The organism is Oceanobacillus kapialis (genome assembly GCF_044790185.1).
In the GTDB taxonomy this organism is placed as follows: Bacteria; Bacillota; Bacilli; order Bacillales; family Amphibacillaceae; genus Oceanobacillus_B; species Oceanobacillus_B kapialis.
Genome location: NZ_CP085256.1, coordinates 683,272 through 705,014, shown reverse-complemented (window position 1 = coordinate 705,014; position 21,743 = coordinate 683,272). Strand labels below are relative to the sequence as shown.

General features: G+C 41.2%; 24 protein-coding genes and 1 riboswitch. Of the genes, 6 read left to right on the top strand and 18 right to left on the bottom strand.

Annotation, left to right across the window (positions count from 1 at the left end; genetic code table 11):
- The first annotated feature begins 210 nt into the window (after positions 1-210).
- The 5 genes from LG273_RS03775 (at position 211) to istB (ending at position 4,393) form a co-directional block, all read left to right on the top strand.
- Positions 211-486, top strand: a complete 276-nt coding sequence (locus LG273_RS03775) for a hypothetical protein (RefSeq protein ID WP_404457865.1) — start codon at positions 211-213, stop codon at positions 484-486.
- Positions 487-525: 39 nt separating this feature from the next.
- Positions 526-1,197: a hypothetical protein gene (locus LG273_RS03770; RefSeq protein ID WP_404457862.1), complete on the top strand. Its 672-nt coding sequence runs from the start codon at positions 526-528 to the stop codon at positions 1,195-1,197.
- Between the two features lie 314 nt (positions 1,198-1,511).
- The gene (locus tag LG273_RS03765) at positions 1,512-1,958 is read left to right on the top strand and encodes a DUF3888 domain-containing protein (protein ID WP_404457859.1); all 447 of its coding nucleotides are present in this window, start codon (positions 1,512-1,514) and stop codon (positions 1,956-1,958) included.
- Between the two features lie 273 nt (positions 1,959-2,231).
- Entirely contained in the window at positions 2,232-3,677 is a 1,446-nt protein-coding gene (gene istA, locus LG273_RS03760; RefSeq protein WP_404459466.1) for an IS21 family transposase, read from the top strand.
- The gene (gene istB, locus LG273_RS03755) at positions 3,674-4,393 is read left to right on the top strand and encodes an IS21-like element helper ATPase IstB (protein ID WP_379561679.1); all 720 of its coding nucleotides are present in this window, start codon (positions 3,674-3,676) and stop codon (positions 4,391-4,393) included. The genes istA and istB overlap by 4 nt, the downstream gene beginning before the upstream one ends.
- A 56-nt stretch (positions 4,394-4,449) precedes the next feature.
- On the opposite strand, the gene LG273_RS03750 is transcribed toward istB, so the two are convergent.
- Complete coding sequence (locus tag LG273_RS03750; RefSeq protein ID WP_404457857.1) at positions 4,450-4,605, bottom strand: hypothetical protein; 156 nt, start codon at positions 4,603-4,605, stop codon at positions 4,450-4,452.
- Between the two features lie 76 nt (positions 4,606-4,681).
- A complete protein-coding gene (gene plsY, locus LG273_RS03745; protein ID WP_404457854.1) occupies positions 4,682-5,263 on the bottom strand; it encodes a glycerol-3-phosphate 1-O-acyltransferase PlsY in 582 nt (193 codons plus the stop codon).
- Positions 5,264-5,653: 390 nt separating this feature from the next.
- Between plsY and LG273_RS03740 the strand changes: the two genes are divergently transcribed.
- Positions 5,654-6,163, top strand: a complete 510-nt coding sequence (locus LG273_RS03740; RefSeq protein ID WP_404457851.1) for a GNAT family N-acetyltransferase — start codon at positions 5,654-5,656, stop codon at positions 6,161-6,163.
- Positions 6,164-6,186: 23 nt separating this feature from the next.
- Here LG273_RS03740 and purD read toward each other — a convergent pair whose 3' ends face one another.
- The 16 genes from purD to LG273_RS03660 all read right to left on the bottom strand — a co-directional run bounded on the left by purD (position 6,187) and on the right by LG273_RS03660 (position 21,644).
- On the bottom strand, positions 6,187-7,425 hold the full coding sequence (gene purD / locus LG273_RS03735) for a phosphoribosylamine--glycine ligase (RefSeq protein ID WP_404457848.1): 1,239 nt from the start codon (positions 7,423-7,425) through the stop codon (positions 6,187-6,189).
- Between the two features lie 17 nt (positions 7,426-7,442).
- Positions 7,443-8,975 (bottom strand): bifunctional phosphoribosylaminoimidazolecarboxamide formyltransferase/IMP cyclohydrolase, encoded by a 1,533-nt coding sequence (purH, locus tag LG273_RS03730; protein ID WP_404457845.1) that lies wholly within the window; start codon positions 8,973-8,975, stop codon positions 7,443-7,445.
- Positions 8,976-9,002: 27 nt separating this feature from the next.
- The gene (gene purN / locus LG273_RS03725; protein WP_404457842.1) at positions 9,003-9,572 is read right to left on the bottom strand and encodes a phosphoribosylglycinamide formyltransferase; all 570 of its coding nucleotides are present in this window, start codon (positions 9,570-9,572) and stop codon (positions 9,003-9,005) included.
- The gene (purM, locus tag LG273_RS03720) at positions 9,569-10,579 is read right to left on the bottom strand and encodes a phosphoribosylformylglycinamidine cyclo-ligase (RefSeq protein WP_404457839.1); all 1,011 of its coding nucleotides are present in this window, start codon (positions 10,577-10,579) and stop codon (positions 9,569-9,571) included. Before purM ends, purN begins: the two co-directional genes overlap by 4 nt.
- Positions 10,580-10,605: 26 nt before the next feature.
- The gene (purF, locus tag LG273_RS03715; RefSeq protein ID WP_404457836.1) at positions 10,606-12,015 is read right to left on the bottom strand and encodes an amidophosphoribosyltransferase; all 1,410 of its coding nucleotides are present in this window, start codon (positions 12,013-12,015) and stop codon (positions 10,606-10,608) included.
- Positions 11,991-14,219, bottom strand: coding sequence for a phosphoribosylformylglycinamidine synthase subunit PurL (gene purL / locus LG273_RS03710; protein WP_404457833.1), 2,229 nt, complete (start codon positions 14,217-14,219; stop codon positions 11,991-11,993). The genes purF and purL overlap by 25 nt, the downstream gene beginning before the upstream one ends.
- A complete protein-coding gene (purQ, locus tag LG273_RS03705) occupies positions 14,203-14,886 on the bottom strand; it encodes a phosphoribosylformylglycinamidine synthase subunit PurQ (RefSeq protein WP_404457830.1) in 684 nt (227 codons plus the stop codon). Before purQ ends, purL begins: the two co-directional genes overlap by 17 nt.
- On the bottom strand, positions 14,883-15,134 hold the full coding sequence (purS, locus tag LG273_RS03700; protein WP_404457828.1) for a phosphoribosylformylglycinamidine synthase subunit PurS: 252 nt from the start codon (positions 15,132-15,134) through the stop codon (positions 14,883-14,885). The genes purQ and purS overlap by 4 nt, the downstream gene beginning before the upstream one ends.
- Positions 15,131-15,844: a phosphoribosylaminoimidazolesuccinocarboxamide synthase gene (gene purC / locus LG273_RS03695; RefSeq protein WP_404457825.1), complete on the bottom strand. Its 714-nt coding sequence runs from the start codon at positions 15,842-15,844 to the stop codon at positions 15,131-15,133. Before purC ends, purS begins: the two co-directional genes overlap by 4 nt.
- A 1-nt stretch (position 15,845) precedes the next feature.
- On the bottom strand, positions 15,846-17,150 hold the full coding sequence (purB, locus tag LG273_RS03690) for an adenylosuccinate lyase (RefSeq protein ID WP_404457823.1): 1,305 nt from the start codon (positions 17,148-17,150) through the stop codon (positions 15,846-15,848).
- The gene (gene purK, locus LG273_RS03685) at positions 17,147-18,277 is read right to left on the bottom strand and encodes a 5-(carboxyamino)imidazole ribonucleotide synthase (protein ID WP_404457820.1); all 1,131 of its coding nucleotides are present in this window, start codon (positions 18,275-18,277) and stop codon (positions 17,147-17,149) included. Before purK ends, purB begins: the two co-directional genes overlap by 4 nt.
- On the bottom strand, positions 18,264-18,755 hold the full coding sequence (purE, locus tag LG273_RS03680; protein WP_404457817.1) for a 5-(carboxyamino)imidazole ribonucleotide mutase: 492 nt from the start codon (positions 18,753-18,755) through the stop codon (positions 18,264-18,266). Before purE ends, purK begins: the two co-directional genes overlap by 14 nt.
- Positions 18,756-18,867: 112 nt before the next feature.
- Positions 18,868-18,967: riboswitch (purine riboswitch) on the bottom strand.
- Positions 18,968-19,080: 113 nt separating this feature from the next.
- Positions 19,081-19,989: an SDR family oxidoreductase gene (locus LG273_RS03675; RefSeq protein WP_379562357.1), complete on the bottom strand. Its 909-nt coding sequence runs from the start codon at positions 19,987-19,989 to the stop codon at positions 19,081-19,083.
- Between the two features lie 122 nt (positions 19,990-20,111).
- Complete coding sequence (locus tag LG273_RS03670) at positions 20,112-20,426, bottom strand: hypothetical protein (RefSeq protein WP_404457814.1); 315 nt, start codon at positions 20,424-20,426, stop codon at positions 20,112-20,114.
- A gap of 76 nt (positions 20,427-20,502) precedes the next feature.
- Positions 20,503-20,745 carry a hypothetical protein gene (locus tag LG273_RS03665; RefSeq protein WP_404457812.1) on the bottom strand — a complete coding sequence of 81 codons (243 nt, stop codon included), beginning with the start codon at positions 20,743-20,745 and terminating at the stop codon, positions 20,503-20,505.
- 257 nt (positions 20,746-21,002) lie between these two features.
- Positions 21,003-21,644, bottom strand: coding sequence for a DUF2179 domain-containing protein (locus tag LG273_RS03660; protein ID WP_379562360.1), 642 nt, complete (start codon positions 21,642-21,644; stop codon positions 21,003-21,005).
- Positions 21,645-21,743: the final 99 nt, after the last annotated feature.

The window sequence follows — 21,743 nt, the reverse complement described above, 5'->3', positions numbered from 1 at the left end:
GACTATTTTGTGAATTGGATAGTGGTGTGGTTTGACTTTTGGGTGTTGTGGTTCCACTTTGGGATGCTCTGGTTTCACTTTTGAGTGTTGTGGTTTCACTTTTGAGTGTTGTGGTTTCACTTTGCGGGGCTGTAGTCAATACAATATGGTAAAATATAGTTAAAAACAACTCAAAATATGCTTTTATCTATTAACTTAGTAATACGATTAATGAGTATATTGTTAGAAACTATCGTTATCATTTTCTTATTAGTAAGGTGGAGTAAGCAATTAGAAAATAGACGTTTTACGTTATTTTTTTACTTTCTAATTAGCACTTACATAACTCCGATTTATTCTTATAGAAGAGAAGAAGAGGGATTTGAATTATGGATTCTCTTGGGATTTTTAGTCGTTATCCTTCAATGGAAAGCAAGTGTTTTAGGATTTCTCATCGCCATTTATCAGTTAATATTGCAATATTTCGGTTCTATTTTATTCTACTAATTAGGGACGATATAATCACAAATTAGGGAGATGTTTTAAATGAACACCTTCATTGGTGTGTTAATTATACTATGGATATTTTTGATCCTTTATAAGTTTAGAAATAAGAAACCAGATACCCATCAAAAAACAAATAAAGTGAAGTTAAACTTTTTTAAAAAACTTCAAATGCTTCATTTTCCCATAATGGTATTTTTCATTTCTATCGTGTTATTTGATTTAATGGCTATTATATTATTAACCCAAAATTACTACTTTGCTTTTCTTAAGCCTACCAGCTTCATTATTCCATCAATTCTTACTTTACTTGCTCTTTTTCTTGTATTAATAGACTTAAAGCCAGCAAGGTTTTGGGCACTTATTATCACAGTTTTAGTAATGCCTATTTTAGTCCCATTTGCCTTTATACATTTATTTGTTGATTTGAGTAATTCTTATGAAACTGTAACGTCCCCTGATGGAAAAAACATATTAATTATAGAGCACAGAGATGCTACACTAGGGGAAACAAATCACTTTTACAATATTTACAAGAAAAAACCTCTTGGATTAATGAAAAAATTAAATGATGAAACGATACATATTATGACTAGAGGAACGAATGACAGTAACTTAGAAGTTTTAGGGATAGATAATACTGAATGGGTTGAGGATAATTATGTTATTTTTCGTTCTTCTTATGCAGAGACGAAGGTAGAATTTGATTATTGATGGTTGCATACAGCACGACCCACTTAACGCTCTTTCGGTACTAGTTTATGTAACGTGTCAATTCTTTTGTTGGAACAGAACTTATCACCAATGCTGCAACAAAACAATTATAGCCAGACTTCTAACTTTTAATGCCTCCTAATTCATTTATGCTACCTTTTTTGTTTAAGTGAGCAAACTCAGATGCCTACATATTTTCTTTCTTAAATCGTAACATAAATTTACGCTGCCCCTAAATGTTTATTTCGGGGCTTCTTATTATTCTTCTCAAAAAGAGCATACTATTCCATAATCATATTTGTGGAGAGATAATTATGAAAAAGCATGTAATTTCTTTACTTATCGTCACAGCAGTTTTCTTTTATTATGACACTTCAACTTCTGCCATGCTAAAACCTTCAGACCCAACCGAAGATTCGTATGAGCTAAAAATCCAGGATATCCTAATGCTGTTATTAGGTGAAGATATAGAAAGGGCAGTGAACCATTATTACGAAGAATATTTAACAGAATCACCATCCGTTTATCCGTATCAAGTTGATATTGCTGAGGTAGAAAGAGTAGAAGGTTTTCGCAGCTTTCATTTCCGACTAACATTAGAGCTTACACCAGTGGTGGGTCCCCACATACCTGTTGGGAAAGATAGACTGACTTTTGAGATTTCCCCTATCATCCCTGATGATGTTAAACTAACTAATTTCGAGCATATTGAAACATACGAGCTTCCCCCACACTGGCAACACTTAATATTACAAAAGTAAAGAAGGAAAGCTTTTAAAAATGGATATAACCTCTACATCCTCCCATAAATCCTTTAGGCTTTCCCCCTCTATTTTCCCTTTTTGTAAAAGTTCTTTTGGAGTTTTATGGTATGTACTGTGTAGTGCAAAATAGAAGTACAGAGATGTGCAACCAAAACGTACATAACTCTGCACTTCTTTTTTAGATAAAAAAAAGCCTTGCCAGCCATCCAAAATAACTCTACTGTAGTTGGTGTCGAATCAAAACAGTGGAGGTCGAGAGGATTGCTAGCAATGACTAAGATTAATCATATCAAAACTTTAAGAAATCATGAAGACATATCTATAAATAAAATTGCCCAAAGGGCTCAAGTGAATTGGCGTACCGCCAAGAAATATGCGGACGAAGACCAGGTTCCGCAAGAAAAACAGGTAATGAGAAAAGGAATGATGTATGAAGATCATTGGGGAGAGATGGTCACGGACTGGCTTATTGAAGATCAAAAACTAAAGCCAAAACTGAGAAGGAGAAACAAGACCATTTTTCAAGAACTTCAAACGCATGGGTTTACCGGTTCCTATAGGACCGTTTCCTACTTTATAGCTGAATGGAAAGAGGGAAAAGGAAATTCAGATGACGTTAAAGATAAGAATAGTGAAAGATTAAATCATCCTCCAGCTGAAGCTCAAGTGGATTTTGGAATAACAGAAGCTGTGAAAGATGGAAAATTCATCGATGTCCACTGTTTAATAATGAGCCTGCCTTATAGTAATGCAGCTTTTACCATCCCTCTTCCAGGGGAAAACCAAGAATGCTTTTTATATGGGTTAAAGAAAAGCTTTGAACTACTGGGTGGCGTACCACGAAAGCTTAGAATTGATAACTTGAAAGCCGCCGTAATAAAAGCAAGGAATAAGGATGGCGAAGCCATTTTTACAGATGAGTTTCTTCAATTCGCTAATTTCTACCGTTTTGAAATTCAAGCATGTAATGTACGTAAGGGCAATGAGAAAGGACACGTTGAAAATAAAGTAGGGTATGTAAGATATAACTTTGTAACTCCTTCTCCAGTCATAGAAAGCTATGAAGATCTAACTACTATTTTAAGTGAAAAACTGGCACAGGATCGGCAACGCATTCATTACGCAAAGGAAGTTCGTATTCAAGAACTACTTGATGAGGAATTGAATCATGCCTTAGCCCTTCCGGATGAAGATTATCCGATTTTCAAAGAAACGAAAGTAACAGCTAACAAGTACGGAGAAATCACTATAGACAGTATGAAAGAACATATTCCAAAAGGATATAATTTCAGTTATCTTCATTTGATACTCTATTGGGATCGATATAAAGTGGTATCTCCTTACGGAGAGATTCTCCATTCAGACTTTCGGCCATATATGAACAAAAACCGAAATATCCCTTGGCTTTCCATTATGAGAGCCTGGGCTTCTAAACCAAGATCGGTTCCTTACTCAAGATATAATCCATATTTGCCTGGCCGAATAGCAGCTTATCTAAGCATAGAGCCTCTTACATTAAGGAAAGAGCGTCTACATTGGTTGATCAACTTATTAATTCAGTATGATATGGAAGAGGTTAATGACAAGTTTTATGATCTTCTACAACAACAATCAGAAAGAACCTTTGATTCTACTTCTCACCCTTATGACGTTGATTGGTCTAAATACGACCTACTACAACCAGGTGCGCAAGAGGATGGAGAGCAACGAGTATGAATATAAAAGAGATGTGTAAAAGTCTACGCCTAGCCTATGTAGCCGACATTTATGAGAAAATCCCGTTTGAAAATCAAACGCAATACTTGGAAACATTATTCCAGAGAGAATTTGAATTGAGAGAGGAAGCAAAAGCTGAACGTCTTATAAAAAAAGCAAAATTCGCCAATCACAAAAGTCTTTCAGACTTTCAATGGGGAGATCAGATAAGATTCCCCCCTCAGGTCGACCGTACTGAATTGAAAGAACTTCACTTTATATCTAAGAAAGAGAATGTCGTTCTTTCCGGTTCCCCAGGTACAGGAAAGACTCATTTAGCGACAGGGTTAGGCCGTGAGGCATGCAAGAAGGGATATGAGGTGCGATTCTATCGGGTATCCGATCTAGTTGATACGTTAGAAAGAATGTGGAGAGAAGGAAAACTTCACCAGTTTAGGAATCGTTTTAAAAAAGTAGATCTTATCATCTTAGATGAAATGGGATACATTCCATTCAGCAAAGAAGGAGCGGAGCTTCTATTTCAACTGATCACCGATTGGTATGAGCAAAAGAGCATCATCATCACTTCAAATTTGGAATTTAGTCAGTGGAATCGTATATTCGTGGACTCGAGGCTTACAGCTGCTTTAGTTGATCGCGTTATACATCACGCCCATGTACTTACCTTTACAGGAGACAGCTACCGTGTAAGCCACGCATTATCAAGACAAAATTAATTGAAAGTACCGGCTGGCAAGCTTATGTAATTTTTATTGCATTATTATGTACTTTTCTATTGCAAAACACATGTACAATATTTATTAGACTCTGCTAAACCAAAGCCTTCTTGTACATTTAATGTTATGTATAGCTTCCCTTTATATTTAAATTCAATTTCGTGACCGATATGAATATCTCTAACCAATTCTTGATAAGTATAACTTTCCATACAATTTTCTCCTCAACTGGTCTTTAATTCATTTAGCTCTATGTTCCCATGAAATTGTTACCTCAAATATTAATAATTATTGCCTATCAACTATTTTGCTCTCTGTACCATTTATGAGTCGCTTTATATTTTGCCGATGAAGAATAATGATTGATACGCTTATTAATAAAGAAAGTGCTATGATAACTTTATCTTCAAATAGAAGACTGTAACCAATTAAGGACACACTAGCAAGCATTGAACTTAGTGATACATACTTAGTTAATAGCAACGTTAACACAAATATTACAAAAGCAACAAAAACGCCTAAAGGAGTCAAAAATAGAAATACTCCAGTTGCTGTCGCCACAGCTTTTCCACCTTTAAATCTTGCAAAAACTGAAAATATATGACCTAGTATGGCTAATAATCCACATAAGATTGGATGGACTGAAGAACCAAGAATTAGGGGAAGTAAACAAGCGAATGTCCCTTTTAAAATATCAGCAACTGCCACAATTAGACCTGCTTTTACACCTAAAACCCTATAAGCATTCGTAGCACCAAGGTTACCACTACCGAATTTACGAATATCTTTCTTATAAAATATTTTACCGATTACTAAAGCAAATGAGATTGAACCTGTTAAATAACTTAGAATCAAAGTTAAAATGTTCAAGTAGTCTATCACCACACTTAGTTTATTAATTTAAGCAAAGAAGAAAAAGTTTTTCAAAACACTAAGGCCTCCAAAGTTAACTATTTATTATTTACGATTTTCTATCAATTTTAATTATATCCTATGTGACATTGTTTTATGATTGAATTCCCTAATTGACGGGCGATTCTCCATCATTTTTTAAAAATAATTGGGATAAAAACTAAAGCGGGGGAGGTGGAAAATGAAGATTTCGAGGTGGAACAAGTAAAAAGCCTGAGGAAAAGGTAAAAGATCGTCATAATGGCGCTCTTTTACTTATATAAGCAGTCCAGGAGGAGAAGGATAACTCATTCTTCATGTCGAACTAATTTAGTAAGACTTCTAATTAGTTATAAATGAGGTATGAAAATGACTGTCTCACTAAAGCCGATTTCCATAGACCAGAAGCATATTCTGGAAAAGCTATACTCCCTTTATTTACATGATCTGTCAGAATTCAATACGACACTAGACATATCATCAAACGGAAAATTTGAATTTGATTCGTTTGATTTACTATGGGAGACAGAAGGGTTGACCCCGTATTTTTTAATAAATGATGCTTCAATTGTTGGTTTTATATTACTCTTGGAAAGACCCTTCCTAAAAAAGGAATATGACTATAGTATTAACGATATTTTTATATTGAAGAAATATAGAAGAAAAGGGTTTGCAAAAGCCTTATTAATGAAGTTATTTAAACAGAAAACAGGGAGATACTTTATAATTGAATTAGAAACTAATAGACCTGCAGTTTCCTTTTGGAAAAGGATGTTTATTGACCTTGATATTCATTTTGAAGAAGAGAAAAAAATTATAGATAATGAGCCATGCTTAATTCAATCTTTTCAAATATCAAACCATACACAAAAAGCTTGAGGAGTAATCCCCTCAAGCTTTTCTCACTTCCCAATATCTGTCCGATAAAAAAATTCTCTTCCATTCTCTACATCGGCTAGTGCTCTATAAACCTTCTCACGAGCTGCTTCATGACTAGTATCCTTTGCTCCAACAAGAAGAACACGTCCCCCGTCTGAAACAAGTTTATCCTCCACCTGCTTGGTACCCGCATGCACGGTGTACGTGTCCTTTTCGCTTATAGCGGGTATCGCAACACCTTTAGAATAAGAGCCTGGGTATCCTTGTGAAGCTAAAACTACACCGACACAAGAGGCGACCTCCCACTCCAAACCGGGATCCTTTCCATCCATTACATCTAAAAGCACTTGAACCAAGTCATTTTTTAAAAGTGGTAATACAACCTGTGTTTCCGGATCGCCGAAGCGGGTGTTAAATTCAATAACCTTTGGCCCGTCTTCAGTCATCATCAGCCCAGCGTATAGAATACCAGTAAATGGACGTCCTTCGTGCATCAGGCCGTCCGCTGTTTTTTGTAAAATTTCCTTCATTGCAAAATCCAGATGGTCTGCGGTAACATCAGGAACTGGCGCGAAGGCACCCATGCCGCCTGTGTTCGGTCCTTCGTCATGATCAAAAGCGCGCTTATGGTCACGAGCAGGCACCATAGGATACACATTATGTTCGTGAACGAAGGCCATCAGAGAAAATTCTTTTCCGGATAAAAATTCTTCCACGACAATTTTAGCTCCGGCACCGTCGAAGGCTTTTCCCACTAAGATTTCATCCACTGCCGCAAGTGCTTGCTCCTGTGTTTCTGCAACAATGACACCTTTTCCAGCCGCCAAACCATCCGCTTTAATCACGATGGGAGCACCTTGTTTTTCAATATACATCTTCGCTTCGTCTGCAGATGTAAAGGTCCCATAGGCTGCAGTTGGCACAGCATGTTTTTTCATGAATTCCTTGGCAAAACTTTTGCTGCCTTCAAGCAGTGCTGCTGCTTTTTGTGGGGCGACCACCTTAAGTCCAGCTTCGATAAAGCTGTCGGCAATCCCTTCATTCAATGGATTTTCCGGACCAACAATCGTTAGATCAATTTGTTTATCCTTCGCAAATGTAACAAGCTCCTCCATGTTCATTTCATCAATAGCAACAGATTCTGCTTGCTTCATGCCAGCATTTCCAGGAGCGACGAAAAGCTTAGAGATACGCTCACTTTCGGAGAGTTTCATGACAATACTGTGTTCCCGGCCACCACGGCCAATTACGAGAATATTCATGTCTTTTCCTCCCTTTTTTAGTGTTTGAAATGACGCATTCCTGTGTAGACCATTGTGATGCCATGCTCGTCACATACATCAATAGAGTCTTGGTCACGCTTTGACCCACCTGGTTGAATAATTGCTGTAACACCTGCTGCAGCGGCTGCTTCCACTGTATCTGGCATTGGGAAGAAGGCATCTGAAGCTAGGACTGCACCTTTTGCTTTTTCACCGGCTTGCTCGATCGCGATGTTTGCAGAGCCGATTCGGTTCATCTGACCAGCACCAACGCCCACTGTCTGGTTGTCTTTCGCTAATACGATGGCGTTTGATTTCACATGTTTTACAGCTTTCCAGGCAAACAATAGATCCGTTAGTTCTTTGTCAGTCGGCTGCCGTTTAGTCGGGATGGTTATACCTTCTCTCGTTACCTCTCCATCATCACTGTCTTGTACGAGTAATCCACCTTTTACCGTAGTTAGTTTGTGGTAACCACTATCTCCCTCTTGCATTGGAAGATCAAGCAAACGAATGTTTTTCTTTTGCGTTAAAATTTCCATTGCTTCTTCTGTAAACCCTGGAGCGATCACGATTTCTAAGAAAATTTCACTCAATTGCTTAGCAGTTGCTGCGTCTACCTCGCGATTGCATGCGACAATGCCACCAAATATAGAGATTGGATCTGCTTCATAAGCGCGTGTAAAAGCAGCTGATAAGTCTTCCGATACACCAATTCCGCATGGATTCATATGCTTCACTGCAACAGCAGTAGGTTCCTTATATTCAGACAGAATTTCCAGTGCTGCATTTGCATCTTGAATATTGTTAAATGAAAGCTCTTTACCATGCAATTGCTTGGCAGCGGCAAGACTCCACCCTTTGTGAAGCGGGTTTTGGTAAAAGGCTGCCTGCTGGTGAGGGTTTTCCCCGTAACGAAGGGATTGCACTTTTTCATAAGTAACCGTATAAGTTTCTGGAAATGCTTCTTCTGTTTCCTCGGAAAAATAACGCGCAATCATTGCATCATAATTTGCAGTATGCTGGAAAACCTTTGCGGCTAACTTTTTACGTTCTTTTTTGCCAAACGAATCTGAGCGTAATCCTGCAAGCACAGTATCATAGTCTGAAGGATTTACAACAACCGCAACGTCTGCAAAGTTTTTCGCAGCTGCCCGAAGCATCGTTGGACCACCAATATCGATGTTTTCGATAATTTCATCACCTGATACGCCTTCTTTTTGCAACGTTTGTTTGAAAGGATAAAGGTTTACAACGACCATATCGATTGGCGCGATGTTGTTTTCTTCAAGCTGGCTCATATGATCCAGATTAGAACGTTTCGCCAAAAGGCCTCCATGAATAAATGGATGTAACGTTTTAACACGTCCACCTAAAATTTCTGGAAAGCCGGTTACTTCGTCTACTGCTTTTGCGGGAATTCCTGCTTCTTTTAATGCTTTTAACGTTCCACCAGTTGATAGGATGTCATAATCGAGCTCAACAAGGCCTTCTGCGAATGTCGTGATGTTTGTTTTGTCAGAAACACTGATTAGTGCTTGCTTTTTCATGATTTTCCCTCATTTCGTTTTCTGTTCTTATGTATTTTTTTCTAGAAGCTGTCGGATGACCTTGGGGTAGAGGCGATGCTCGACTTGCTGGATGCGCTCCTTCACTTGCTCTTCGGTGTCTCCTGGAAAAACAGCCACAGGCTCTTGTGCGATAATCGGACCAGTGTCAATCCCTTCATCGATAAAATGGACGGTAACACCTGTTGTGTCTACTCCTGCCTGGTAGGCTTGGCCAATCGCATCTTTCCCTGGAAAAGCTGGCAGTAAGGAAGGATGGATGTTAATGATTCTTCCTTCAAAAGCTCCAAGCAGATCTGGCCCCACAATGCGCATATAACCAGCGAGGAAAATCCACTCGACTCTTGCTTCATTAAGCTCTTCAATCAATTCCTGCTCATAGGCTGATTTGGACCCATAGGAATTTGGATCAAAAATGCTCGCATTTACGCCGAAACGCTTTGCTTTTTCTAACACTCCAGCTCCTCGTTTATCACAAACGAGCAACACCACTTCAATTGGCAGATCTTCCGCCTCCATGATCGCTTGAAAATTGCTTCCTGTTCCTGAAGCGAACACAGCTGCTCTTACTTTTTTCATGAGCTGAAATGCACTCCTTCACGAGACACAATTTTTCCAATTACAGATGCATTCTCGCCACTTTGGTAAAGCGTTGAAATGACTTGCTCTGCATCCTCCTGATTAACCACAAGCGCCATGCCGATTCCCATATTAAAGACACCATACATTTCCTCTTCTGCAATGTTTCCGTGTTCTTGTAAAAAGGAGAAGATTTGTGGAACTTCCCAGCTATTTGCATCAACCTGAACACCTAGCCCTTTAGGCAGCATACGCGGTAAATTTTCATAAAAACCACCGCCCGTTATGTGGGAGATCCCCTTCAAAGCATCTAAAACCTTTATCACTGGCTTTGCATAAATTTTAGTTGGTGTTAAGAGTACATCGCCAAGAGGCTTTTGCAAGTCATAGCTTTCATTCAGATCGAGATTTTCCACGATTTTCCGGACAAGCGAATACCCATTAGAATGAATGCCACTTGATGGCAGGCCAATGACAACATCCCCATCTGCTATCTTTTCACCTGTTACGAGTTTTTCTTTTTCCGCAATTCCGACAACAAAGCCTGCAAGGTCGTATTCAGAAGGGTCATACATGCCAGGCATTTCCGCTGTTTCTCCCCCGATAAGTGCCGCACCAGCATCCACACATCCTTGCGATATCCCTGATACAATCTGTTCGATTCTCTCTGGGTCATTTTTGCCACAGGCAATGTAATCTAAAAAGAAAATCGGCTCGGCGCCTTGTGCGACGATGTCATTGACACACATGGCAACTAGATCGATTCCAACAGTGTTATGCTTATCAAGGTCAAAGGCAAGCTTTAGCTTTGTGCCAACACCATCTGTTCCTGACACCATTACTGGTTGTTCGTACTGAAAGGATGTTAGTTCAAAAAGCCCGGCAAATGAACCGATGCCACCAAGTACTTCTGGGCGTGTTGTTTTCGCAATATGCTTCTTCATTCTTTCTACCGCTTCATATCCTTTTTCGACATCTACCCCGGCATTTTTATAAACTTCAGACATGGTTTGGCAACTCCTTCTCTATAATCCTAGCAGCTCGTAAAGACAATTTCGTTCTGTCCTTCTTCCTTCACTGGATATTTCCCTGTCATACAGGCAGTACAAATACCTTGATTTAACGTTTTATCTTTGACAATTGCCTTTTCAAGTCCAGCTTCAGACAAATAGGCAACACTGTCAGCACCGATTTGCTCGCAGATTCCTTCTAATGTGTTATTTGCTGCAATCAACTCTTCCCTTGTGGACATATCAATCCCGTAATAGCAGGGATGTTGAATGGACGGGGAAGCAATGCGTACATGCACCTCTTGCGCACCTGCTTTTTTTAGCATTTGCACAATTCTTCTGCTGGTCGTTCCCCTTACGATGGAATCATCAATCATCACGATCCGTTTTCCTTCCACAATGCCGCGAACTGGCGAGAGCTTCATTTTCACACCTAGCTCCCGTAGCTCTTGAGAGGGCTGAATAAAGGTACGGCCAACATAGCGGTTTTTAATAATTCCCATTTCATATGGCAGGCCGCTTTGCTCGGCATAACCGATGGCTGCTGAAATGCTGGAATCTGGTACGCCAATGACGATGTCTGCATCTGATGGCGCCTCTTTAGCGAGTTCCATGCCCATTCGCTTTCTGGAAGCATGAACATTAACGAGATTTACATCACTATCCGGTCTGGAGAGATACACATATTCCATCGCACACATCTTCCGTTGCTCGCGCATGGCAAAGCGTGTAGAGGTTAAGCCTTTATCACTGATCGTGATCAGTTCACCTGGCAATACTTCACGCTCAAATGTTGCACCAATTTGGTCAAAAGCGCATGTCTCAGAAGCAACAACGTAGGCCTCGCCTAATCTCCCAATTGATAATGGACGGATACCACTTGGATCAAGGGCTACAAACATTTTATCTTCTTTTAAAATAAGGTAAGCGTAAGCACCAACAATTTTATTAAGGGCGTTTCCTATCGTTTCCTCGGAAATTTCGTTACCACTCCGTTTAATTAAATGGGCAAGCACTTCTGTATCAGACGATGTTTGAAAAATACTCCCTTGCTCTTCAAGTTCACCACGCAGTTTATGTGCGTTCATAATGTTGCCGTTGTGGGCAAGTGCCATGCTGCCTGCTTGAGCGCGGAATAACAGTGGTTGCACATTCTCAATTACTTTCCCGCCTTGCGTGGAGTAGCGAACATGGCCAACTGCTACTTTTCCAGATAGCTCAGCAAAATTAGCATGCTTGAACACATCATTAACTAATCCCATTCCTTTGTATGGCTTAAGCTCAGCTCCATCACTTGATACAATTCCGGCGCCTTCTTGACCACGATGCTGCATGGAATGCAGACCATAATAGGTAAGCTCTGCTGCCTTTTCATGCCCCCAAATCCCAAATACGCCACATTCTTCATTTATGCCTTTGATTTCAGCAAGCATGGAATAGCTCCCTTCCAAAGCTGGTGTAGCTCCTCTACATTTTCCTCTATCACTTGGGTGTCATTAATCGCAATGCTTAAAGTAGCATCCTCTGTTACGACACCTACTTGTTTTGCATCTTCCACTACTTTTTCAAATTGCGCTATGTTCTCTTGTTTTACAGATAGAATAAAACGTGATTGGGTTTCACTAAACAATAATGCAGTTAGGTCACCTGAAAATGACGCTTCTAATCCGAGTCCTTTTTCGCTAAATACACTCTCAGCCAAGGCAACGGAAAGTCCGCCTTCTGAAACGTCGTGAGCTGATTCAACGAGACCTGCTTGTATTGCATTAAGAATCTGTTGCTGTCTCTTTGCTTCTACTTTCAAGTCTATTTTTGGCGCTATTCCTTCATATTTACCATGAACGACATTTTGCAATTCGCTCCCACCAAATTCAGGAGCAGTTTCTCCAATGACATAAATCACATCTCCGGCTGTTTGGAAATGACTTGGTGTGATATGGTATAAGGATGCGTGCAATCCGACCATGCCCACAATCGGTGTTGGGAAAATTGATTTCCCTTGCGATTGGTTGTATAAGGATACATTTCCACTAATAACAGGTGTGGCAAGTTCTGTACATGCCTCGCTCATACCATCAACACTTTTCTCCATTTGCCAGAACGTTTGCGGGTTTGTTGGATTTCCAAAGTTAAGGCCATCTGTTAAGCCAAGTGGTTTTGCTCCAGAACAAACAATGTTTCGCGCTGCTTCTGCTACAGCAATTTTCCCACCGACCTCAGGATCTAAATAAATATAACGTGAATTACAGTCTGTCGTGATAGCCAGTGCTTTATTTGTACCTTTAATCCGAACAACCGCAGCATCAGATCCTGGTGTTACAACGGTATTGGTCTGCACCATGGAATCATATTGATCATAAACCCACTCTTTGCTTGCTATTGTTGGCTGCTGAAGAAGCTTTTTCAGCATGTCTGCATGATCTTCTACTATGATGTCAGGTGTGCCATTATTCTGAAACTCTTTGTAATAATCCGCTACCTCTGATGGCATATGATAGACAGGAGCTTCGTCAGCTAATGCGTCAACAGGAATATCTGCCATCACTTCTCCATGCTGTTTAATGCGAAAAACCTTTTCTTCAATTACCTCACCTACAGCAACTGCTTGTAGACCGTATTTTTCAAATACGTCAATTATTTCTTGTTCGCGCCCTTTTTTAACAACCATCAGCATTCTTTCCTGTGATTCAGAAAGCATCATTTCATATGCATTCATGTTTTGCTCACGCTGTGGCACGTTGTCTAAATTCATTTCCATGCCTGTTCCTGCTTTACTTGCCATTTCACTTGCAGAGGAAGTCAGTCCTGCTGCTCCCATATCCTGCATGCCAACAAGGGCATTTGAATGAATGACTTCAAGACATGCTTCAATTAATAATTTTTCCATGAATGGGTCGCCAACTTGTACTGCCGGGCGATCCTTGGCAGCATCTTCTCCAAGATCATCGGATGCAAAAGTTGCCCCATGAATTCCGTCCCGACCAGTCGGTGCTCCAGCGTAGAGAACGGTGTTACCAATACCTGCTGCAATCCCTTTTTGAATCTCATCATGATTAATTAGCCCAACACACATGGCATTGACTAATGGATTGCCTTCATAACAATCATCAAATTGTACTTCCCCACCTACTGTCGGAACTCCTACACAGTTTCCGTAACCGGCAATCCCATTGACGACCTCTGTAAATAAATATTTCACACGATCTGTTGTTAAGTTACCGAAACGTAAAGAGTTCATAAGGGCAATTGGACGTGCACCCATGGAAAAAACGTCACGGATAATGCCACCAACCCCTGTTGCTGCACCTTGGTAGGGCTCTACAGCAGATGGATGGTTATGGCTTTCAATTTTAAATACAACAGCCTGGTTATCTCCAATATCAATAATTCCTGCACCTTCTCCAGGACCTTGCAGGACATGTGGCCCTTTCACTGGGAATTTCTTTAATAATGGCTTGGAGGTTTTGTAACTACAGTGCTCTGACCACATGACGGAAAAAATTCCTGTTTCCGTAAAATTAGGGCGGCGCTTCAGGATGTCTTTCACTAAGTCATATTCCTGATCACTCAAACCCATCTCTTGATATAGCTTGTCGCGTTCGATTTGCTCTGGATGTATATCATGTGTTTGCAACATAGGATTCCCTCCAATTTTTCACTACTGATTGGAATAACTTAAGTCCGTCTGCACTGCCTAATAATGCTTCAACAGCTCTCTCTGGATGTGGCATCATGCCAAGTACGTTACCCTCTTCATTTCTAATTCCGGCGATATCGGCTACAGAACCGTTTGGGTTATTTTTATATGTAAAGACGATTTGTTTATTCGCTTTTAAGCACTCTAGTGTTTCTTCGTCACAGAAGTAATTGCCTTCCCCGTGGGCGATTGGAAATTGGACAACCTCTCCTTGCTTATAAAGAGAAGTAAAGAGTGTTTCATTGTTTTCTACGACTAATGGTTCCTGATGGCACATAAATGCTAGTTTTTTATTTCGTTGCATGGCACCAGGTAAAAGCCCTGCTTCTAAAAGTATTTGGAAGCCATTGCACACGCCAAGGACTGGTTTTCCTTTTGCTGCCTCTGCTTTAATTTGCAGCATAATCTCAGAAGTTGCCGCGACAGCACCTGAGCGAAGATAGTCTCCATAAGAGAACCCACCAGGCAATAGAATTGCGTCATAGTTTTCGAGATTAGCAGATTGATACCAGACCAAATCTGCCTCTTCTTGTAGTACTTCCTTTGCTGCATGGTACATATCACGATCACAATTGGAACCAGGAAAAACAATTACCGCGAATTTCACGACTGAACAGCCTCCTCCACCACAAAGCTGTACTCTTCGATAACTGGATTTGCCAAAAGCTTGTCGCACATTTCTTTGATGCGTTCTTCTAAATCAGGGCCATCTTCCACTTGCAATTCAATTGACTTTCCTACCCTCGCCTGCTGCACTTCCTTGTATCCAAGTGAATTCAGTGACTCTTGAATGGCCTTCCCTTGAGGGTCTAGCACACCTGTTTTCAAAGTTACATTTACGATAACGTTTTTCATTGGTTTGCCTCCAGTCGTTTTAAAATCTCTTCATAAACTTCCAGTAAATCTCCTGTTCCTTGACGAAAAACGTCTTTATCTAGTTTTTCTTCTGTTGTGATATCCCAAAGCCTGCACGTATCTGGCGAAATTTCGTCAGCAAGGATGATACACCCGCTCGCTAGCCTTCCGAATTCAAGCTTAAAATCTACCAATTTAATATCCATTGCCGCAAAGAGCTTGGTAAGTTGCTTGTTGATTTCCAGTGCTTTGTTTTTAATTTCTTGTAATTCCGAATGGCTGACATCACTTAGAATAAAAGCATGTTCGTCGTTAATTAGTGGATCACCTAGGTCATCGTCTTTATAAAACAACTCGAGAAGCGGTGGGTCAAACACCGTTTTTTCCTTAATACCAAGTCTTTTCGTAATACTACCTGTTGCCAGGTTTCGTACCACTACCTCTAGTGGAATGATCTCTGTTTGCTGGACAAGCTGCTCTGTCGCGTTTAGGCGTTCAATAAAATGTGTTTCAATCCCCTGTTCATGTAAAAAAGGAAAGATCCGGGCAGAAATTTCATTGTTTAATCTGCCCTTTCCATTAAAAGAAGCTTTCTTTTCCCCGTTAAATGCGGTCGCATCGTTTTTATAAGACAGTACGAGCTGCCCGTTTTTCCCTTCTGCCTGATAAATCTTCTTGGCTTTACCTTCATACAATAAGGAGCTCTTCATCTTATTCACCTCTTGTTAAACCGATTTTGGCAAAGATATGATCAACATTCTTCAAGTGATAGGTATAATCAAAACAATCATCTATTTCTTCGGTGCTTAGTTTATTCGTGATCTGCTCATCTTGCTCGATCAGCTGTCTGAACGGTGTTGCCGTTTCCCATGCTTGCATTGCCTTTGGCTGGACGAGATCATAAGCTGCCTCTCTGGCCATACCTTTATCGATTAATGTTAATAACACACGTTGTGAAAAAATAAGCCCATACGTACGATCGATATTGCGTTTCATGTTTTCTGGGAAAACGGTTAGGTTTTTCACGATTCTGGAAAAGCGATTCAGCATGTAATTTAATGCAATGGTGGCGTCAGGTAAAATAACGCGTTCTGCTGAGGAATGGGAAATATCACGTTCATGCCACAGGGATACATTTTCATAAGCTGTCATCATGTAGCCACGAATAACGCGTGCCATTCCTGTCATATTCTCTGAGCCAATTGGGTTACGTTTATGCGGCATTGCAGATGACCCTTTTTGTCCTTTTGCAAAGAACTCCTCGACTTCACGTGTTTCCGTTTTTTGTAGTCCACGGATTTCAGTGGCAAACTTCTCAATCGATGTTGCCACAAGTGCTAGTGCTGACACATACGCTGCATGGCGGTCTCTTTGTAATGTTTGCGTAGAAACTGGCGCAGGAGAAAGTCCCAGCTTTTCACACACATACTTTTCCACAAACGGATCAATGTTGGCATAAGTTCCAACCGCGCCGGAAAGCTTCCCAAATTCAATTCCTTTGGCAGCTGCCTCAAAACGTTCTAGGTTACGCTTCATTTCCTCACACCATAGTGCGAGCTTAAGGCCAAATGTTGTCGGTTCTGCATGTACGCCGTGGGTGCGCCCCATCATTACAGTATGTTTGTGCTCTAATGCTTTGTTTTTTAGAATCTCTACAAATGTGGTTAGGTCTTTGCGAAGGATTTCGTTTGCCTGTTTGATTAAATAGGAAAGTGCCGTATCCACTACGTCTGTTGAGGTTAAGCCATAATGGACCCATTTCCGTTCCTCGCCAAGTGTTTCCGATACAGCTCTTGTGAAAGCCACCACGTCATGCCTTGTCTCCTGTTCGATTTCATAAATACGTTCCATGTCAAAAGAAGCATTTTGGCGAAGCTTTTTCACGTCCTCGGCAGGAATAACACCTAGTTCACTCCATGCTTCACATGCTAGGATTTCTACTTCAAGCCATGCCTTAAATTTGTTTTCTTCTGTCCAAATGGACCCCATTTCTTCTCTCGTATAACGTTCAATCATTGTTTTGCCTCCTCAAATTGTTGTACGATCTCTTCTAATGCTGCAGGTGTTTTTGCGATAAAGGTAACGTGACCCATTTTTCGTTTTGTTTTTGCTTCGTTTTTTCCATATAAATGGATGTAGCCAGCTTCACTTTTTGCCATCAATCGTTGAACCTGGTCCAATTCCTCACCAAGAATGTTTACCATTACTGCTGGCTGATGCAAGCTGACTGGCATGAGTGGCAATCCACAAATTGCTCGAATATGTTGGGCGAACTGTGAGATTGTACATGCCTCAATAGTATAATGTCCTGAATTGTGAGGACGCGGAGCCATTTCATTCAAATAAATGGTATCTCCTTTTACAAACATTTCCACTGCAAAGGTTCCTACAATATTCATCTTTTCCGCCAAAGCGTTAACTGCCTCATATGCTTTATTTTCTACTGTTGCATTAACTTTCGCTGGGACTGTGGTCTTGTAGAGAATATGGTCACGATGCTCATTTCCAGAAATTGGGAAGGTCGTTACCTCTCCGGATTGTGCCCTTGTAAACACGACAGAGATTTCTTTATCAAATGTCACCCATTCTTCGATAATACAGTGACCATGTTTGCTGGCAAAGTCAGTAGCTTCGTCAAAGTCTTCTGCGGATTTAATTTTCAGCTGTCCTTTCCCATCATAGCCACCACTGCATGTTTTTATCACAGCAGGCAAGGAGATCTTCTGCAATGCGGCTTTGCAGGAAGTTCCGTCGGTGACAATCGCAAATGGTGGTACATTTAAGCCGGCTTCTTCCATCATTTGTTTTTCTTTTTCTCGATTTTGCGTTACTTCTAATGCAAGCGAGCCTTGCGGAAGCTTCCCTTGCTCGTATAAATAAACTGCCGCTTCTAAATCAACATTTTCAAATTCATATGTAATAACATCTGCTTTTTCGGCAAGCTGCTTTACCGCATCCATATCATCATAAGCAGCGGTAATTTGTTCATCTGCTACCTGTGCAGTAGGGCAATTCGGTTTTGGATCTAATACGATAATTTGATATCCCATATAGCGTGCAGCGATCGCCATCATTCTGCCCAATTGGCCGCCGCCGATTATTCCAATTGTTTGGGGTGGAAGGATTTGTTTAATATTTGGCAAGTTCATCCCTCATTTCTGTCACTTTGTCGTATAGTTTTTCACGATATGTATCAAGTTTGGCAGCTACATAGGCATCAAAAGTTCCGATTATTTGCGCTGCAAGAATTCCTGCATTGGTAGCGCCAGCCTTTCCGATTGCAACTGTTGCTGTTGGCACACCACCAGGCATTTGCACAATGGATAGTAAGGAATCAAGTCCTTTTAATGCTTTCGACTCTACAGGTACGCCGATTACCGGAAGCGTTGTTTGGGAGGCAACCATTCCAGGAAGATGTGCCGCACCTCCTGCTCCCGCAATAATCACTTTCAACCCTTTCTCCCGTGCATTTTTCGCGTAACGGAACATATCATCCGGCGAACGATGCGCAGATATGACGTCTTTTTCGTATGGAATTTGTAGGTCTTCTAATACTTCACATGTATGCTTTAATGTCTCCCAGTCTGAAATACTACCCATAATTACGCCAACCATTGCCATTGAAAAACCTTCTTTCTGATTAAATTAAAAAAAGTCCATTCGAATCCCTCTAACATGAGAGAAGATGAATAGACTTACTTCTTTGACACATGAAAACTAATCATTACTCCTGTAACGATCCATCTCCCCTCATAGTCCAGCATTTACGGTGCCGGGTAGAGACTTCCAAACCATATCTTCAGAAATATATGAGGTTCCGTATTTGTTTGTTGCTTTCAGCATAACAAAATTTCAGGCGCTGTGTCAATATAGTTTTCGAACATTTGAAGTCATAAAGGAATTAATGTTCGGTTTTTAAGTGGTTGATGTAGTTTGCTGTCCTTTTTTAGGAGCTTACAGGTGCTCCACCATTTACGTGAATAACCTGCCCTGTTACATAAGAGGAATCCTCTGATGCCAAGTAAACATAGGCTGGGGCTAGCTCAAATGGTTGGCCAGCACGCTTCATTGGTACATCTTTACCAAATTGCGTTGCAACATATTCAGCAGAAAAGCTAGCTGGGATTAATGGCGTCCAAATTGGGCCTGGCGCTACTGCGTTTACCCGGATTCCTTTCCCCACTACATTTTGGGATAGCGAACGTGTAAACGAAACGATTGCCCCTTTTGTGGCAGAGTAATCAATCAGTTTCTCTTGTCCTTCATAAGCAGTAATGGAAGTTGTATTCACAATCGTACTACCACTTTCTAGGTATGGGAGAGCCGCTTTTGTCAGGTATAAGAATGCGTAAATATTTGTTTCAAAGGTTGCTTTGATTTGTGCTTCGGATACTTCCTCTAAACTCGGCTGGGGAAACTGGACACCATGGTTGTTGACAAGGATATTAATTTTCCCAAAGCAACGCAATGTTTCCTCTACAACATGCTTGCAGTGCTCCTGGTCTCGTAAATCCCCGACTATAAGGATACATTGTCTTCCAAGCTCCTCAATTCGCTGTTTTGTACGATAAGCATCTCCGTTTTCATATGTGTAATAATAAGGAATGACTACATCTGCTCCTTCTTTTGCAAACGCAATTGCAGTCGCTGCCCCTATCCCACTATCACCACCAGTAATAATAGCTACCTTATCCTCCAGTTTGCAAGATCCTTTGTAACCAGGATTTTCAATAATTGGTCTAGGTGTCATTAATGATTCAATACCTGGTTGTTGTGGCTGGTGCTGTGGCGGAAACTGATCCGGAAGCTCTTCAAAATTAATGCCGTGGTGTTGACGCTGGTCATAATAAGACATGTTCATCCTCCTCTACATTCATGCAATCAGCCTATTCACTTGGCTGGGCATATGTTCATGAGGGAGTTTTTTTAAGGGGAACGAGAGGTTGGGGCTATTGGTAAGGAGCACTTTTGAAACGACTAGGGGGATGGGCTATCAGCCGTGGATGCTGGCCAATCAACCTTGGGCGTTTGTCCTATCGACCATGGGTGCTCTCCTATCGACCATGGGTGCTCTCCTATCAACCATGGGTGCTGTCCTATCGACCATAGGTGCTGTCCTATCGACCATGGGCGCTGTCCTATCGACCATAGGTGCTGTCCTATCGACCATGGGTGCTGTCCTATCGACCATGGGTGCTGTCCTATCAACCATGGGTGCTGTCCTATCAACCATGGGTGCTGTCCTATCGACCATGGGTGCTGTCCTATCGACCACATGCGCCTCTCAATCAACCACGGCCGCTATCCTATCAACCACATGCGCCTCTCAATCAACCACGGCCGCTTTCCCATCAACCACATGCGCCTCTCAATCAACCACGGACCCTATCCTATCAACCACATGAACCTCTCTATCAACCACGACTGCTATCCTATCGACCACATGCGCCTCGCTATCAACCACGACTGCTATCCCATCGACCATAGGTGCTGTCCTATCGACCATGGGTGCTGTCCTATCGACCACATGAACCCCGCTATCAACCACGACTGCTATCCTATCGACCACGGCCGCTATCCCATCAACCACATGAACCTCTCTATCAACCACGGACCCTATCCTATCGACCACATGAACCTCGCAATCAACCACGGCCGCTTTCCCATCAACCACATGCGCCTCTCAATCAACCACGGCCGCTTTCCCATCAACCACATGAACCCCGCAATCAACCACGACTGCTACCCCATCAACCACATACCCCCGCTCAATCAACCACGACTGCTACCCCATCAACCACATACCCCCGCTCAATCAACCACGGCCGCTACCCCCCAAGCACAAACAAAGAGTGAGCCACAAATGGCTCACTCTTTGTTCGATGGTGTATTTCTTGTTGCGGATGGTTTCGACTGTGCTGGTGGGACGACAGGTTCGTCAGACTTTGGTGCTTCGGCTGCCTTTTTCGGGTTACCAAGGCGTCCTTTGCGTACTTGTTTTACCCAGAATCCGCCATGAATTTGCTTTGGTTCATATGCGATAATAAACGCTTTTGAATCAATTTCTTTAATGGTTTCGTATAATCTTAATTCATATTTTCTCGGTGTTAAAATTTGCATAGAGAGACGATCTCCATCCATTCCATAGGCATACCAGCTTGTAACACCGTATCCTTTATCTCGCAGCTTCCTTGTAAACTCAATATCCGGGTTTGAGGATATGACATTAACCGTGATATAACCAAGGGCGAGCTTTTCCTCAATCTTGGAACCAACGATAACCCCTATCCCAAAACCAATTGCATAGGCTAGTAAATTCTGAATGGCATCTAAGTTATCAAGTACTAGACCAAGTCCGAGTACATAAATAACGATTTCGAACATACTTACAAAGGCAGCAATATATCTTCTTCCTTTTAATGTAAGGATCATCCTGATGGTTGATAAGGATACGTATACAATATTAATTACTAATATAATCACAACCATCATCAGTGCATTATCTAACAAATTAAAACCCTCCTAAATCCTTAAGCTTCTATATAGTTATTCGGCTTAAGCATGTCCTAATTCAATATTCCCCTATAGCATACATGATTTTTTGGTGTT

What these genes read in the sequence shown, in the direction of transcription:
- LG273_RS03775 (WP_404457865.1), top strand. Translation starts at nt 211, where the DNA reads ATGAGTATATTGTTAGAAACTATCGTTATCATTTTCTTATTAGTAAGG.
- LG273_RS03770 (WP_404457862.1), top strand. Translation starts at nt 526, where the DNA reads ATGAACACCTTCATTGGTGTGTTAATTATACTATGGATATTTTTGATC.
- LG273_RS03765 (WP_404457859.1), top strand. Translation starts at nt 1,512, where the DNA reads ATGAAAAAGCATGTAATTTCTTTACTTATCGTCACAGCAGTTTTCTTT.
- istA (WP_404459466.1), top strand. Translation starts at nt 2,232, where the DNA reads ATGACTAAGATTAATCATATCAAAACTTTAAGAAATCATGAAGACATA.
- istB (WP_379561679.1), top strand. Translation starts at nt 3,674, where the DNA reads ATGAATATAAAAGAGATGTGTAAAAGTCTACGCCTAGCCTATGTAGCC.
- LG273_RS03750 (WP_404457857.1), bottom strand. Translation starts at nt 4,605, where the DNA reads ATGGAAAGTTATACTTATCAAGAATTGGTTAGAGATATTCATATCGGT.
- LG273_RS03740 (WP_404457851.1), top strand. Translation starts at nt 5,654, where the DNA reads ATGACTGTCTCACTAAAGCCGATTTCCATAGACCAGAAGCATATTCTG.
- purD (WP_404457848.1), bottom strand. Translation starts at nt 7,425, where the DNA reads ATGAATATTCTCGTAATTGGCCGTGGTGGCCGGGAACACAGTATTGTC.
- purH (WP_404457845.1), bottom strand. Translation starts at nt 8,975, where the DNA reads ATGAAAAAGCAAGCACTAATCAGTGTTTCTGACAAAACAAACATCACG.
- purN (WP_404457842.1), bottom strand. Translation starts at nt 9,572, where the DNA reads ATGAAAAAAGTAAGAGCAGCTGTGTTCGCTTCAGGAACAGGAAGCAAT.
- purM (WP_404457839.1), bottom strand. Translation starts at nt 10,579, where the DNA reads ATGTCTGAAGTTTATAAAAATGCCGGGGTAGATGTCGAAAAAGGATAT.
- purF (WP_404457836.1), bottom strand. Translation starts at nt 12,015, where the DNA reads ATGCTTGCTGAAATCAAAGGCATAAATGAAGAATGTGGCGTATTTGGG.
- purL (WP_404457833.1), bottom strand. Translation starts at nt 14,219, where the DNA reads ATGTTGCAAACACATGATATACATCCAGAGCAAATCGAACGCGACAAG.
- purS (WP_404457828.1), bottom strand. Translation starts at nt 15,134, where the DNA reads ATGAAAAACGTTATCGTAAATGTAACTTTGAAAACAGGTGTGCTAGAC.
- purC (WP_404457825.1), bottom strand. Translation starts at nt 15,844, where the DNA reads ATGAAGAGCTCCTTATTGTATGAAGGTAAAGCCAAGAAGATTTATCAG.
- purB (WP_404457823.1), bottom strand. Translation starts at nt 17,150, where the DNA reads ATGATTGAACGTTATACGAGAGAAGAAATGGGGTCCATTTGGACAGAA.
- purE (WP_404457817.1), bottom strand. Translation starts at nt 18,755, where the DNA reads ATGGCAATGGTTGGCGTAATTATGGGTAGTATTTCAGACTGGGAGACA.
- LG273_RS03675 (WP_379562357.1), bottom strand. Translation starts at nt 19,989, where the DNA reads ATGTCTTATTATGACCAGCGTCAACACCACGGCATTAATTTTGAAGAG.